Genomic DNA, 15332 nt, shown 5'->3' with positions numbered 1-15332 from the left:
ATATTGTCACAACTTTATCGACGTTACCGACAACGGAACGAGACCAGGAGCGAACGCCCGGAGCACACCAGCTTCACTGTTGCATCACCGGAGCAGGAACAAGCTTCACTGTTGCTCGACACGAACAGGAATCGTGCTTGAAGTCCTCTACCGAAAGCGAAACACGGTCTACGGTGGCGACAACGGGAGCGCGGCGCGGCCCGCTTCCCGAGCGTGGACAACACACCAGCAGGAATGGGGTGCCCAGGTGGAGGCTACGACGTGCGGTTCGGTGATCGGTTCACCCGAGGAAACCCGCGGTTCCGCGGGGAACACCGCACCGCGAGGGGAGTACGGGCAGTACCTCTCGCGGAACCCGGCGGAGTTGGACGACGTGGTCGCTCGGGTCCAACTGGACGGGCCGGACACGTTCCTGGCCGCCGCGCGGCGAGCCAAACAGGCACAGCGGGAGTGGTCCCGCGTCCCCGCCCCAGTCCGGGGACGCGTGGTCGCGGGCTTCGGCAGGCTCGTCGAGGCCAACAAGCAGGCACTGGCCGGACTGGTCACCCGCGAGATCGGCAAGCCCTACACCGAAGCCCTCGGTGAGGTACAGGAGATCATCGACACCTGCGACTACTTCGTCGGAGAAGGACGCAGGCTCTACGGTCAGACCGTCCCCTCCGAAATGCCGGACAAACAGCTGTTCACGTTTCGCGCCCCCGTCGGTGTGGCAGCGGTGATCACGGCGGGGAACTTCCCCGTAGCGGTCCCCTCCTGGTATCTGGCCCCGGCCCTCGTCTCCGGCAACGCCGTGGTGTGGAAACCCGCCGAGTACGCGGCGGCCACCGCGCGCGCCCTGGCCGAACTCGCGTGGCGTGCGGGAGTTCCGGCGGGTGTGCTGAATCTGGTGTACGCGGAGGGCCAACCGACCTTCGAGGGGCTGCGGGCAGCGCTGGAGGACGGTGCGGTCGACAAGGTCGGGTTCACCGGCTCCAGCGACGTCGGTCGTGACATCGGCGAACTGTGCGGTCGGCATCTGCAGACCCCCTGCCTGGAGCTCGGGGGGAAGAACCCGATGGTGGTCGCCGCCGACGCGGAGCTGGACCTGGCCGTGGAGGGAGCGCTGTTCTCCGGCTGGGGAACCGGAGGACAGCGCTGCACTTCCCTGGGAAACCTGATCGTGCACCGGGACGTGCACGACGAGTTCGTCTCCCGATTGGACACCGCGCTGCGGGAGGCGACGATCGGAAATCCGACCCAGGACGTGCTCTACGGCCCGATGCTGGACCGCAAGTTCGCCGACGGGTTCGAGAGCTTCCTCGGGGAAATAGCGCCGCACCACCGGGTGCTCGGTTCGGAATCCACCGGACTGATCACCGACGCCAACCCACGCAAGGGGTTCCGCGGCGACCACTCCACGGGGCTGTACTACCACCCGGTGCTGGTGGACGGGCTGCGAACCGACGACACGCTCTTCCTGCGGGAGACCTTCGGCCCCATCGTGGGGGTGACCACCTTCGAAACCCTGGAAGAGGCCGTCGAACTCGGCAACATGCCGGGATACGGGCTCTCCGCTGCCGTGTACACCACCGATCCGGGGACGGCCTTCCGGTTCCGAGAGGGGATCGGCGCGGGCATGGTCAGCGCCAACAACTCCACCTCGGGGGCCGAGGCGCACCTTCCGTTCGGTGGCAACGGCAGGTCCGGCAACGGCAGCAGGTTGTCCGGCATGTGGGTCATCGACCAGTTCACGCGGTGGCAGTCGTTGAACTGGGACTTCTCGGGCAAACTGCAGAAGGCGCAGATGGATGTCGGGGCGGTGGAACCGCAGCTCGACTACCGCCTTCCCACGGAACTGCGCGGACACCGGTGAACGACTCGACCCGAGCGCACCACAGGGGTGCGCTTCGGACGTACCGCGAACCGGCCGATGGTACCCGTGCGGCAGCCGCCGCACGGGCTCCCGGCGCGGGAAACCGTGGGATCTCCCCATCACCGGCGCCGCCGGGCGCACCGAAACAGCCCCCTACCGGGAAGGCAACGTGCTCAATCCGATACACCTGCGGACGCTGCGGGAATGCGTGCGAACGGGTTCGTTCGCCGAAGCCGGGCGAACTCTCGGTTACACCCCCTCGGCCGTGTCACAGCAGATGGTGCTGTTGGAACGGGCCGTCGGCGCGAATCTGTTCGAGCGAACCGCGCGCAGTATCCACTGCACTCCCCTCGCGGAACGGCTGGCACAACGCAGCAAGGAACTGTTGGGGGAGCTGGAAACCGTGGAACGCGAGATCCGGGCCGTGGCGGTGGGCGAAACCGGCAGTCTGCGGCTGGCCAGCTTCGCCACCGCCAACGCACGGGTGCTGCCGGATGTGCTGGCCGCGGTGGTCGCCGAGCGCCCGAACGCGAGGGTGCAGCTCGATGAGGGCGAGCCGGACGAGGTCATCGGTGAGGTCCTCGACGGCGACGTGGACGCGGCCGTGGTGTTCGAATACGACCTCGACCCCCGCAGCTGGCCGGCGGAACTCCGGGTCGAGGAACTGCTCGCCGAGCCGCTGCGGCTGTGCCTTCCGACCGAGCACCCGCTGGCCGCGCGGGAGTCGGTGCGATTGGACGAGCTCGCCTCGGACTCGTGGACCTGTACCCGTGACGACACAGCGGGGGCACGTGTGCTGGTCCGCCTGGCAGCGGCGGCGGGGTTCGTGCCGAACATCGTCTTCCGCAGCAACGACTACGGGGTGATCCGTGACCTGGTGGCCCGCGGCCTCGGCCCCGCCCTGCTACCGGCCATGGCCGTGGGGGACGAGGACGTGCGCGTCAAACCGCTCCGGGGACGACAACCCCACCGCCGCGTCCAGGTGATCTACCGCCCGCACAACACCAACCCACTGCTCGCACTGGCACTGGAACGTCTCGCGAAGACCTGCGCGGTGCTGGCCGAGCGGTGGGCCGCCCCCGAGTGAGAGCTCACTCCACCGGCGGAGTCCACGACGAATCGGAAGCGACATTGAATCGGCCAACACCGCGAACCGAACCGATCGACGACCACTTCCTGCGCGAGGTGACCGCGTGGTCGGCGACGGAAACGCCCCTCCCCCTTCCCCCGGTGGGTTCGGAGGGCACCACCGAGGAGGAGCTGCTCGAGCTCTTCGACAGCCAGCTCGGCAGCAGACACCTGGACCTGGCCGCGCGCGAGCTGGGTGCGCGGGGCGTGGGCTACTACAGCATCGGCTCCGCCGGGCACGAGTCCAACGCCGCCGTCGCGGCGGCGTTGCGAACCACCGATCCCGCGCTGCTCCACTACCGCTCGGGTGGCTTCTACCTGCGCAGAGCGGCACGAACTGCCAACGTGGATCCCCTCCGCGACGTACTGCTCGGAATCGTGGCCGCGGCGGCGGAACCGATCTCGGGAGGAAGGCACAAGGTCTTCGGGCGCGGCGAGCTGAGCGTCGTGCCGCAGACCTCGACGATCGCTTCGCACCTGCCGCGAGCGGTGGGGCTGGCCTTCAGCCTCGAACGCGCCGCGAAACTGGGACTGCGGACCGAGTGGCCCCGGGACTCGGTGGTGATGTGCGGTTTCGGGGACGCCTCGGCCAACCACTCGACGGCCACCGGGGCGCTGAACACGGCACTGCACTGCGCCTACCAGCGCATTCCGTTGCCCGTGCTGTTCGTGTGCGAGGACAACGGAATCGGAATCAGTGTGTCCACCCCCGACGGCTGGATCCGGCACTCGCTGGGTGCCCGTGCCGGGTTGAGCTGGTTCAGCGCCGACGGCCGGGACCCCCTGGATTGCCTGGAGGTCGCCGAGCGCGCCGCGAACTGGGTGCGCACCCACCGCCGCCCCGCGCTGCTGCACCTGCGCACCGTCCGGTTGATGGGCCACGCCGGCTCCGACGTGGAGTCCGGCTATCGCTCTCCCGAGGAGATCACCGCCGACTACGGGCGGGATCCGCTGCTGGGCACCGCCGAGGCCCTGGTGCGCCACGGTGTGCTGTCTTCCCGGCAGGTGGTCGAGCGCTACGAGACCAAACGCGCCGAGGTGGCCGAGGTGGCGGAGTGGGCGCTCGGGCAGCGCAAGCTGGCGAGTTCCGCCGAGGTCCGCGAGCCGATAGCCCGGCACAGCCCCGAAGCGATCGCCGACCGCGTGCGCCGGACGAGCCCGGGCGTGGCCGAGCGGGCGGAGGTCTCCGGTGACGGCCGACCGGAGGCGGGGAGCCCGTTGACGCTGGCCCAGAGCATCAACCGCGCGTTGGCCGAGGAGCTGGAGCGCGACGAGCGGGCACTGGTCTTCGGGCAGGACGTCGCCCGCAAGGGCGGGGTTTACGGCGTGACGAGAGGGTTGCGCAGGAGGTTCGGAGCCGCGCGGGTGTTCGACACCCTGCTGGACGAGCAGAGCATCCTCGGTACCGCGCTGGGTGCGGGCCTGGCCGGGCTGTTGCCGATTCCCGAGATCCAGTACCTGGCCTATCTGCACAACGCCGCGGACCAGATACGCGGGGAGGCAAGCACGACGGGATTCTTCTCCAACGGGAGGTACCGGAATCCGATGGTCGTGAGGGTGCCGGGCTACGCCTACCAGCGGGGGTTCGGCGGCCACTTCCACAACGACAACAGTGTCGCCGCGTTGCTGGACATTCCCGGGCTGGTCGTCGCCTCCCCCGCCAGGCCGGACGACGCGGCGGCGATGCTGCGGAGTTGCCTCGCCGCGGCCGAGGTGGACGGACGGGTGTGCGTGTTCCTGGAGCCGATAGCGCTGTACCACACCCGGGACCTGCACGAATCGGGTGACGGTGGTTGGACGGCTGCCTACCCGGACGGGGATTCGGGCCACGTACCGCTCGGCTCGGCGTGCGAGTACGTGTACGGTTCGGACCTCACCCTGGTCACGTCCGGCAACGGGCTGGCCATGGGGTTGCGGGTGGCACGACGGCTGCGGCAGCGCGGTGTGGGGGTGCGCGTGCTGGACCTGCGCTGGCTGGCTCCGCTTCCCCGGCACCAGCTGTGGCTGGCCGCCGAGGCCACCGGCAGGGTGCTGGTGGCCGACGAGACCAGAGCCTCCGGCGGTATCTCGGAGCGCGTGGTCACCGCGCTGATCGACGCCGGATTCACCGGGCCGATGCGCAGGGTGAGCAGCGCCGACAGCTTCATCCCGCTCGGCGAGGCGGCTCACCACGTACTGCTGGACGAGGAAAGCATCGAGCGGACGGCGTTGGCGATGCTCTGAGGTCGTGCCGGTTAGCGATCCGGCCCGACGGGAAACCCGGTGGTGTCATCCCCGATTCGGAGGGAGGATACGTGTCGGAACACCACGAGGGGCGGACAACGAGCTGGTCGAAGGGCACGGGATGGGCGAGACGGCGAAGAAGCTGTACCGGCGTTGGCTGAGCGAGCTGTGGGCGGGGAACCACGACGTGGCGGCGGAGCTGGTCAGCGAGGACTTCGCCATCCACCACGGCGAGATCCGTCCCGGAACCGAGCGGGAGCTGGTCGGCCCGGCGGGCCTGGTGAAACTGGTCGAGCTGGGGAGGAAGCCGTTCGACGAACTGCGGTTCACGCTAGCCGTCGGACCGATCGTGGAGGGCGACCTGCTCAGCGCGCGGTGGATCGGCAACGGCACCTACGCGGGGGACGTGGCCGGTGCCACGGCCGCGCCGGGCACCGAGGTGGAGTTCGCGGGCAACGACATCCTGCGATTCCGCGACGGGAGGTTCGTGGCCTACTGGGTCTGCTCGGACGGTCCGTGGCTGATGAAGCAGCTGGGCGTGGACGGCTGACCCACACGATCCGAGCCGCTCCGCTCCCCGAGGCGCCCCCGGTCCCCGGCTGGGACCGGGGGACGAGAAACCGGTGGGGCGGGTCGATCAGAGCGCCCCGTCGCTCCAGGGACCGGTGACGGCGTAGGTCACCCCGGGTGTCTGAACGTTGAAGAACAGCACGCTGCCGTCGGGGCTGAAGGTGGCCCCGGCCAGCTCGCTGGTGTTGGAGCTGTTCAACGCCGCGAAGTCGAAGATCTCACCGCCGGGGGTGACTCCGCGCAGCATGTCGGCCCCGCTGCCGTCCTCACACAGCACCAGACCGCCGCTGTTCGGGGAGACGCAGAGATTGTCCGGGCTCTCCAGCAGTTCCGGATCGGTGGACTCGTAGACCAGCACGAGTTCCCCGCCGGAGGAACCGCCGGGGCGGTACTGCCAGACCTGCCCGAGACCGGCGTCTCCCCCGCTGGTGGAGTTGATGAACACCGAGCCGTCCCCGAACCAGGCGCCTTCCAACCTGGCGAAGACCGCGCCGCCCTGCTCCCTGCCCTGGTAGAACACCGCCAGCGAGTCGTCGCTGTCGGGATCGGGATCGGCGATGTCGACCCACTCCACGGGCAGCGCCCGCCCCGGCCGCTGTCCGTTGCGGGTGTCGTAACGGGGCTGACCGGCTATCGCCAGCATCTGGAGCCTGCCACCCGCGCCCAGGTCGGTCGGGTCCGCTGGAACGAAGCGGTAGAAACCCGCGCTGCCCCGGTCCTCCGTCTCGTAGACGATCCCGGTGGCCGGGTCCACGGCGACCGCTTCGTGGGTGAAGCGTCCCATGGCCGGGTACGGAACCGGGTCGACCGGCCCCTCGGCCTCCACCGGGACCTCGAACACGTAACCGTGCGGGCTGCTCTCGCCGAGTCCGGTGAAGGTCTCCTCACAGGACAGCCAGGAACCGTTCGGAGTGGGACCGCCCGCGCAGTTGCGCACCGTCCCGGCCAGCGAGGCGAAGGACTCGACGAGTCGCATCCGGGCCGGGTCGAAAACGAGCGTGGTCGTACCGCCCGCCCCGAAGGAGTCGTAACTCGGCTGGGCGAACGCGAAGCCGTCGCTCTGCTCGTGGTTGCGGATCAGCCGTACGGTGTCGTCCTCACCCGCGAAGGCCGCCATGCCGTCGTGCCGCGAGGGGGTGGGCAGGCCGTCCCGCATCGTGCTGCCGGTCTCGCCGAACGCCACGTAGGAGAACCCGGCGGGCAGCAGGAGCTCCCCGTCCGGCGGGGCGGGTCGCAGGGCGCCGTAGCCACCGTTGGCCGCGGCGCGGACGCTCCGGTCGCCACGGCCGGGTCCCGCGGCCGCGGCGGTGTTGCTCATCAACGCCTGCAGGGCCCCGGTGGCGCCTACCAGGCCGGTGGCGGCGAGGAAACGGCGTCGGTTGAGGTGGGACGCGGACGGGTTGGACTCACTGGTCATCGGAATACTCCCGTGTCGGTTTCCGGGAACGCCCCGATGGAACAGCGGGCGGGTAACCGGCACGTGATCACGGGGCCGACGGGAGCTGACCACGAAACGGCGATCACTTGAGGCACACGGACGAACACTCCGAGTGTCCGATGTCACTCCCCCGTAGAGGGGAGCCCGCACCACTGACCGCGAACACGGCCCAGGCGCTGGCACTGGAGCTGAAGGTGGCGAACTCCGCCTGTGAACCGGCGAGGTACGGGCGGGGCGCGAACGAAAGTGCCGCCGCCCCGGAGGGGACGGCGGCACCGGAGGACTCGCGGCCGCGACGGGTCAGGCCGGCTGCGGAACGACCTCGGCCAGACCGAGGTTGTCCACCACCTCGCGGGTGGCCTTGGCCCGATTGAGGCTGTAGAAGTGCAGGCCGGGAACTCCTTCGGAGATCAACCGTTCGCACAGCCTGGTGCTCAGCTCGATCCCCGCCGCGCGGAACGCCTCGGGATCGTCGGCCAGCGGGTCCAGCACGTTGGAGACCTCGGCGGGCACGGGCACACCGGCCAGGTGCTGGAACTTGCTCAACACCTTCGGGGTGGTGATCGGCATCACCCCCGGCAGGATCGGGACGTGGCAGTCGCGGGCAGCCAGCCGGTCGCGCAGCCGCAGGAAGTACTCTGGCTGCAGGAACAGCTGCGCCACGGCGAAGTCCGACCCGGCCCTGATCTTGTTGACCAGGTGATCGGTCTCGGTCTCGATGTCCGTCGAACGCGGGTGCATGTGCGGGAACGCCGCGACTCCCACGGAGAAGTCGCCGCAGGAACGAACCAGCCGAACCAGTTCGTCCGCGTAGAGAATCCCGTCCGGGTGCGGGATCCACTCCCCCATCGGATCGCCCGGCGGGTCACCCCGGATCGCCAGGATGTTCCGGATCCCCTCGTTCGCCAGCGATCCGACGACGTGCCGGAGCTCGTCCTTGGAGTGGTCCACACCGGTCAGGTGTGCCATCGGCAGCATGGTGGTTTCCTGGGCTATGCGCCCAACCGTGCGAATCGTGCGGTCCCTGCTGGAGCCGCCCGCACCATAAGTAACGGACACGTATGCGGGGTCCAGCGGTTCCAGCTCGCGCACGGCTTTCCAGAGGATCTGCTCTTCGTCGTCGTTGCGCGGCGGGAAGAATTCCACCGAGAACACGGTCCTGCCCGGCTGTAGCCGGTCCACGACCCGGGTCACGTTCTGACCTCCTTGACTGTGTCATCACCGGCTCGGTAAAAACCCCGCGCCGCTGCCCCGCCCGGGGTGCACCGGGTGGGGCGAGGGCGCGGGGTTCCCTCGGTATGCAGGGGAGACCACCACGTTCGGCGGTGATCACCCCTACACGGCACTCTGATACCGACCGAACCGGATCAGTAGCGGTAGTGCTCGGGCTTGTACGGCCCCTCGACGTCCACACCGATGTACTCGGCCTGAGCCTTGGTCATCTTGGTGAGGCTGACGCCGAGCGCGTCCAGGTGCAGCCGAGCGACCTTCTCGTCGAGGTGCTTCGGCAGCATGTAGACGTCGCGGTCGTACTCCTCGGCCTTGTTGAACAGCTCGATCTGGGCGATCGTCTGGTTGGTGAAGGAGTTCGACATCACGAAGCTCGGGTGGCCGGTGGCGTTGCCGAGGTTGAGCAGCCTGCCCTCGGACAGCACGATGATGGCGTGGCCGTCCGGGTAGGTGAACTCGTGCACCTGCGGCTTGATCTCGGTCTTCTTGATGCCGGGGGTCTTCTCCAGACCGGCCATGTCGATCTCGTTGTCGAAGTGGCCGATGTTGCCCACGATGGCGTTGTGCTTCATCCGGCTCATGTGGTCGGCCGTGATGACGTCGAAGTTGCCCGTGGTCGTGATGAAGATGTCGGCGGTCTCGACGACCTCCTCCATCGTGCGGACCTCGTAGCCCTCCATCGCGGCCTGCAGCGCGCAGATCGGGTCGATCTCGGTCACGATGACGCGAGCGCCCTGACCACGCAGCGACTCGGCGGAGCCCTTGCCGACGTCACCGAAGCCGCAGATCACGGCCGTCTTACCGCCGATGAGCACGTCGGTGGCACGGTTGATGCCGTCGACCAGGGAGTGGCGGCAGCCGTACTTGTTGTCGAACTTCGACTTGGTGACCGAGTCGTTGACGTTGATCGCCGGGAACAGCAGATCACCGGACTTGACCAGCTCGTAGAGCTTGTGCACACCGGTGGTGGTTTCCTCGGTGACGCCCTTGATCTCCTTGGCGGCCTTGGTGAACCGCTGCTTGTCGTTGGCCAGGCTCTCTCGCAGCACCGAGAGCACGACCTTGAACTCGTCCGGGTCGTCCTCGGTCGGCTGCGGCACGGCACCGGCCGTCTCGAACTCCACGCCCTTCTGGACCAGCATGGTGGCGTCGCCACCGTCGTCCAGGATCATGTTCGGGCCCTGGTTGTTGGAGAAGCCCTGGAACAGCTGGTTGGTGCACCACCAGTACTCCTCCAGCGTCTCACCCTTCCAGGCGAAGACCGGAACACCGGCGGGCTTGTCCGGCGTGCCGTTGGGGCCGACCACGACGGCCGCGGCGGCCTCGTCCTGGGTGGAGAAGATGTTGCAGGACACCCAGCGTACCTCGGCGCCCAGCTCCACCAGCGTCTCGATCAGGACCGCGGTCTGCACGGTCATATGCAGCGAACCCGCGATACGCGCACCCTTGAGCGGCTTGCTGTCCGCGTACTCCCGGCGAGTCGCCATCAGGCCGGGCATCTCGTGTTCGGCCAGCCGGATCTGGTGACGGCCGGACTCGGCCAGCTTCGGATCCGCGATGGCGAACTCGATGTCTCCTGCCTTCTGCAACTTCGGGCTCATGTTTTCCCTTCCTCGTTTTCTCTATCGGGCAGCTTTCGGCCTAGTGTCGCGCCTGCCGCCTGTCAGGTGTTGAAGTACTTGGCCTCGGGGTGGACCGCGACGATGGCATCGGTGGACTGCTCGGGGTGGAGCTGGTACTCCTCCGAGAGTTCCACGCCGATGTTCTCCGCGCCCAGCAGCTCGACGATCTTGGCGCGGTCCTCCAAGTCGGGGCAAGCGCCGTAGCCGAGCGAGAACCGAGCCCCTCGGTAGCCGAGTTTGAAGAACTCCTCGACGTTCTCCGGGTCCTCGGAGGCGACCGTCTCACCGGAGGACCACTGCAGCTCGCTGCGGATGCGGCGGTGCCAGTACTCGGCCATCGCCTCGGTGAGCTGTACACCGAGCCCGTGGATCTCCAGGTAGTCCCGGTAGGCGTCGGCGGCGAACAGCTCGTTGGCGTAGTCGGCGATGGGCTGGCCCATCGTGACCAGCTGCAACGGCAGCACGTCCACCTGCCCGGTGGCCTCGGCCTTCTCCTTGGAGCGGTAGAAGTCCGCCAGGCACAGCCTGCGGTCCCGCTTCTGCCTCGGGAAGTTGAACCGGAACCGTTCCGGGGCGTCCGGGGAGTCCTTGTCGAGCACGATCAGGTCGTTGCCCTCGGACACACACGGGAAGTAGCCGTACACCAGCGCCGCGTGCTGCAGGATGCCCTTGGTCGCCAGCTCGTCCATCCAGGCGCGCAGCCGGGGACGCCCGTCGCTCTCGACGAGCTCCTCGTAGCTGGGCCCCTGGCCCTTCTTGGCTCCGCGCAGCCCCCACTGTCCGAAGAACGTGGCACGTTCGTCGAGCAGCGCGAGGTACTCGTTGCTGGACAGGCCCTTGACGACCTTGGGACCCCAGAACGGCGGCGTCGGCACCGGCACGTCCGGGTCGACGTCGGAGCGGACGCTGTCGTCGCGCTCGTCCGGTTCCGGCCCCTGCTCGGCCTTGCGCTTCTCCGCGATCCGGTTGGAGCGCTCGCGCCTGGCCTTGCGCTCGGCCTTCTTGGCCTTCTCGGCCTCGTCCTCCTCTGGAGACTCGCCGCGCTTGGACTGCATGATGCGGTCCATCAGCTTGAGGCCCTCGAAGGCGTCCTTGGCGTAGCGCACGTCGCCCTGGTACATCTCGTCGAGATCGTTCTCGACGAAGGACCTCGTCAGAGCCGCACCGCCCAGCAGGACGGGGTACTTCTCCGCGATTCCCCTGGAGTTCATCTCCGCCAGGTTGTCCTTCATGATGACCGTGGACTTCACCAGCAGCCCGGACATACCGATCGCGTCGACGTTGTGCTTCTCGGCTTCCTCGAGGATGGTGTTGATCGGCTGCTTGATGCCGATGTTGACCACCTCGTAGCCGTTGTTGGACACGATGATGTCGACCAGGTTCTTGCCGATGTCGTGCACATCGCCCTTGACCGTGGCCAGCAGCAGTCTGCCTTTGCCGCCGGAGTCCTCCTTCTCCATGTGCGGTTCGAGATAGGCCACCGCGGTCTTCATGATCTCTGCGGCCTGCAGCACGAAGGGCAGCTGCATCTGACCCGCGCCGAAGAGGTCACCGACCGTCTTCATCCCCGAGAGCAGGGTGTCGTTGACGATCTCCAGCGGCTTCTTCTCCTTCATCGCCTCGTCGAGATCGGCCTCCAGGCCGTTCTTCTCGCCGTCGACGATGCGCTGCTCCAACCGCTCGAACAGCGGCAGGGCCGCCAGCTCCTCGGCCTTGGACGAGCCGCTGGTCTCGGCCGACTTGCCCTCGAAGAGGGCCATCAGCTTCTGCAGCGGGTCGTAGGCCTCCTCCGTCTCGGTGGCCTCGGTCCGCCGGTCGTAGACGAGGTCCAGCGCGACCTGACGCGCCTCCTCGTCGATCTTGTTCATCGGCAGGATCTTGGACGCGTGCAGGATGGCGCTGTCCAGCCCCGCTTCCCGGCACTCGTTGAGGAACACCGAGTTGAGCACCTGGCGCGCCGCGGCGTTGAGCCCGAAGGAGACGTTCGACAGACCCAGCGTGGTCTGCACCTCCGGGTGCCGCGTCTTGAGCTCCCGGATCGCGTTGATCGTCTCGATCGCGTCCTGGCGGACCTCCTCCTGACCGGTGGTGATCGGGAAGACCAGGGGGTCGATGATGATCGCGGACTTGTCCAGGCCCCAGTTCTGAGTGAGGTCCTCGATGATCCGCTCGGCCACCCGCAGCTTCCACTCCGCGGTCCGAGCCTGGCCCTCCTCGTCGATGCAGGTGCACACCACGGTGGCACCGTGCTCGACGGCCATCTTCATGACGCGGTCGTACCGACCGCCCTCCTCGGTGCCGTCCTCGTAGTTGATCGAGTTGATCGCGCACCGACCGCCGAGGTGCTCCAGGCCGACCTCGATGACGTCGGCCTCGGTGGAGTCCACCATGACCGGCAGCGTCGAGGCCGTGGCCAGCCTGGAGGCGAGCTCACGCATGTCGTGGGTGCCGTCGCGACCCACGTAGTCCACGCACAGGTCGAGCATGTGCGCGCCCTCGCGGGTCTGCCCCTTGGCTATCTCGACGCAGTCCTCGTAGCGCCCCTCCAGCATCGCCTCGCGGAACGCCTTGGACCCGTTGGCGTTGGTGCGCTCACCCACGTTGAGGATCGAGGCTTCCTGCTCGAACGGGATGGACTGGTACACCGACGAGATCGACGGAACGATCTCGGGGGTCCGCTCGGGGGGATTGAGGCCTGAGACCGCCTCGGAGACCTGGCGAACGTGCTCACCGGTCACACCGCAGCAACCGCCGACCAGTCGCGCACCGTAGTTGTTGGCGAAGTCGACCAGCGCCTCGGCGAGCTCGGCCGGCTGCAGCGGATACACCGCGCCGTTGGGACCCAGCTCCGGCAGACCGGCGTTGGGCATGACCGAGATCGGCACCCGCGCGTGGTCGGCCAGCACCCGCAGGTGCTCGCTCATCTCGGCGGGCCCGGTCGCGCAGTTCATGCCGATCATGTCGATGCCGAGCGGCTCCAGCGCGGTCAGCGCCGCACCGATCTCGGAACCGACCAGCATGGTGCCGGTCTGCTCCACGGTGACGTGGGCGATGATCGGCACCCACTTCCGCTGCGTGGCCATCGCGCGCTTGGCCGCGATGATGGACGCCTTGGTCTGCAGCAGGTCCTGCGAGGTCTCCACGAGGATCACGTCGACGCCGCCGTCGAGCATGCCCAGTACCTGCTGGTAGTACGCGTCGCGCAGATCGGCGTACGGCGCGTGCCCCAGGGTGGGCAGCTTGGTCCCCGGACCCATCGACCCCAGCACGAAGCGCGGCTTGTCCGGTGTGGAGTACTCGTCGCAGCACTCCCTGGCCAGCGCCACACCCTTCTCGGCGAGGTCCCGGATCCTGTCCTCGATCCCGTACTCACCGAGGTTCGGCAGGTTGCAGCCGAACGTGTTCGACTCGATGGCGTCCGAACCGTTCTTCAGGAAGCCCCGGTAGACCGAGCGCACGACGTCGGGGCGCGTCTCGTTGAGGATCTCGTTGCAACCTTCGAGGTTGTTGAAGTCCTCCAGGGTCAGGTCGTGCTCCTGCAGCGCCGTACCCATGCCGCCGTCCCCGACGAGCACACGTTCGGCGATGGCCGTGAGAAACCCGCTCGGGTCGTTGTCCCGACGGCCCGATTCTTCCTGTTTCGTCATCACGCTGCCTTCCGAACGCTTCAGCGAAGCACAGATTCGATTTCGCCCGCGGCCTGCTTGCCGTAGGCCTCGGCGAACCTCGAAACGAACGAGCCCTTCTCGACCTCGTATTCCTGCGGTCCGTCGGTTTCAAGGGATGTGGTCGCCAGGGTGCACCCGAGCTGGATGGAACGCTCCAGGCTCAGCCCGTTGGCCAACCCGGCGAGGAAGCCCGCGCGCAGCGCGTCGCCCACGCCCGTGGGGTCGCCGACCTGCTTGGGCTTGACCGGGGCGATCTCGATCGTCTCCGCCGACTTGGACTCGATGCGCACACCGTTCTCACCGAGCGAGGTGACCCACATGCCGACCTGGTCGAGCACCTCGGCGTGCGACATGCCGGTGCTCTGCAGCAGCAGGCTGTGCTCGTACTCGTTGGTGAACAGGTACTTGGCACCCTCCACCAGCTTACGGATCTGCGGCCCGTCCATCAGGGCGAGCTGCTGGCCCGGGTCCGCGATGAAGTCGAAACCACGGTCGCGGCACTCCTGGCTGTGGCGCAGCATCGCCTCCGGATCGTTGGCCGAGACGACAACGAGGTCCAGGCCGCCCACCCGGTCGGAGATGGGCTTGAGCTCGATCTCGCTGGCCTCGGACATGGCACCCGGGTAGAACGAGGCGATCTGGTTCTGGCTCTCGTCGGTGGTGCAGGTGAAGCGCGCGGTGTGCGCCGTCTTGGAGGTGTGGACCGCACTGGTGTCCACACCGTGCCGGTCCAGCCACGCGCGGTAATCGGCGAAGTCCTCACCGACCGCACCCACCAGCAGCGGTTTCACGCCGAGCTGGCCGAGGCCGAAGGTGATGTTGCCCGCGACGCCGCCCCGGCGCACCTCGAGCTGGTTGACGAGAAAGGAGAGCGAGACCTGGTCGAGCCGATCGGCGATGAGCTGGTCGGCGATCTTGCCCGGGAAGGACATCAGATGGTCGGTGGCGATTGAACCGGTCACCGCAATTTGCACTGGGAAAACTCCTTCACCAGGGCCGGCGTCGGTGTCCGGACACCGGCCCGCGGTCGTGGATGAGCGAACCTGGCTTTGCTCGCCACGCCGCGGGGCGCGGAAACATCCCGCGCCCCGCGGCGTCGGCGACACGTCGCGTATTCGGCTGTCAGAGGCCCGCGGCGCTCTTCAGGGCCTCGACGCGGTCGGTGCGTTCCCAGGGCAGGTCCACATCCGTACGCCCGAAGTGCCCGTAGGCCGCCGTCGGCGCGTAGATCGGCCGCAACAGGTCCAGATCCCGAATGATCGCCGCCGGACGCAGATCGAACACCTCGTTGATCGCGGCCTGAATCTTGACCGGATCCACGTTCTCCGTGCCGAACGTCTCCACGAACAGCCCCACCGGAGCCGCCTTACCGATCGCGTACGCCGTCTGCACCTCGATCCGGCTCGCCAACCCCGCGGCCACCGCGTTCTTGGCCACCCACCGAGTCGCGTACGCCGCCGACCGGTCCACCTTCGACGGGTCCTTACCCGAGAACGCGCCACCACCGTGCCGCGCCATACCACCATAGGTATCCACAATGATCTTGCGGCCCGTCAGACCACAGTCACCCATCGGACCACCCGTGACGAACCGACCCGTCG

The 15332-nt window shown here is 67.9% G+C and carries 10 protein-coding genes; 4 read left to right on the top strand and 6 right to left on the bottom strand.

Annotated features, from left to right (window positions below):
- The first annotated feature begins 247 nt into the window (after window positions 1-247).
- The 4 genes from BLQ75_RS18560 to BLQ75_RS18545 all read left to right on the top strand — a co-directional run bounded on the left by BLQ75_RS18560 (window position 248) and on the right by BLQ75_RS18545 (window position 5753).
- Window positions 248-1852, top strand: coding sequence for an aldehyde dehydrogenase family protein (locus BLQ75_RS18560; protein WP_244515702.1), 1605 nt, complete (start codon window positions 248-250; stop codon window positions 1850-1852).
- Between the two features lie 169 nt (window positions 1853-2021).
- Window positions 2022-2939, top strand: a complete 918-nt coding sequence (locus BLQ75_RS18555; protein WP_092603962.1) for a LysR family transcriptional regulator — start codon at window positions 2022-2024, stop codon at window positions 2937-2939.
- Between the two features lie 44 nt (window positions 2940-2983).
- The gene (locus BLQ75_RS18550) at window positions 2984-5203 is read left to right on the top strand and encodes a thiamine pyrophosphate-dependent enzyme (protein WP_211481460.1); all 2220 of its coding nucleotides are present in this window, start codon (window positions 2984-2986) and stop codon (window positions 5201-5203) included.
- A 121-nt stretch (window positions 5204-5324) separates the two neighbouring features.
- Window positions 5325-5753, top strand: a complete 429-nt coding sequence (locus tag BLQ75_RS18545) for an ester cyclase (protein WP_092603961.1) — start codon at window positions 5325-5327, stop codon at window positions 5751-5753.
- An 87-nt stretch (window positions 5754-5840) separates the two neighbouring features.
- On the opposite strand, the gene BLQ75_RS18540 is transcribed toward BLQ75_RS18545, so the two are convergent.
- The 6 genes from BLQ75_RS18540 to BLQ75_RS18515 form a co-directional block, all read right to left on the bottom strand.
- On the bottom strand, window positions 5841-7190 hold the full coding sequence (locus tag BLQ75_RS18540) for an alkaline phosphatase PhoX (protein WP_092603960.1): 1350 nt from the start codon (window positions 7188-7190) through the stop codon (window positions 5841-5843).
- Window positions 7191-7511: 321 nt separating this feature from the next.
- Window positions 7512-8405, bottom strand: a complete 894-nt coding sequence (locus BLQ75_RS18535; RefSeq protein ID WP_092603959.1) for a methylenetetrahydrofolate reductase — start codon at window positions 8403-8405, stop codon at window positions 7512-7514.
- Window positions 8406-8578: 173 nt separating this feature from the next.
- A complete protein-coding gene (gene ahcY / locus BLQ75_RS18530; RefSeq protein ID WP_043571739.1) occupies window positions 8579-10042 on the bottom strand; it encodes an adenosylhomocysteinase in 1464 nt (487 codons plus the stop codon).
- A gap of 62 nt (window positions 10043-10104) precedes the next feature.
- A complete protein-coding gene (gene metH / locus BLQ75_RS18525) occupies window positions 10105-13710 on the bottom strand; it encodes a methionine synthase (RefSeq protein WP_092603958.1) in 3606 nt (1201 codons plus the stop codon).
- Window positions 13711-13730: 20 nt separating this feature from the next.
- A complete protein-coding gene (locus BLQ75_RS18520; RefSeq protein ID WP_092603957.1) occupies window positions 13731-14705 on the bottom strand; it encodes a carbohydrate kinase family protein in 975 nt (324 codons plus the stop codon).
- A gap of 148 nt (window positions 14706-14853) precedes the next feature.
- Window positions 14854-15332: methionine adenosyltransferase domain-containing protein (locus BLQ75_RS18515; RefSeq protein ID WP_170837565.1), on the bottom strand; the 479-nt coding region annotated here is incomplete at its 5' end.

The organism is Actinopolyspora xinjiangensis, from assembly GCF_900104475.1.
Taxonomy (GTDB): Bacteria; Actinomycetota; Actinomycetes; order Mycobacteriales; family Pseudonocardiaceae; genus Actinopolyspora; species Actinopolyspora xinjiangensis.
The sequence above is the reverse complement of the archived record's forward strand: the minus strand, read 5'-3'. Positions and strand labels throughout refer to the sequence as shown.

Coding starts and splice junctions, on each gene's coding strand:
- BLQ75_RS18545 (WP_092603961.1), top strand. CDS start 5,325: ATGGGCGAGACGGCGAAGAAGCTGTACCGGCGTTGGCTGAGCGAGCTG.
- BLQ75_RS18540 (WP_092603960.1), bottom strand. CDS start 7,190: ATGACCAGTGAGTCCAACCCGTCCGCGTCCCACCTCAACCGACGCCGT.
- ahcY (WP_043571739.1), bottom strand. CDS start 10,042: ATGAGCCCGAAGTTGCAGAAGGCAGGAGACATCGAGTTCGCCATCGCG.
- metH (WP_092603958.1), bottom strand. CDS start 13,710: ATGACGAAACAGGAAGAATCGGGCCGTCGGGACAACGACCCGAGCGGG.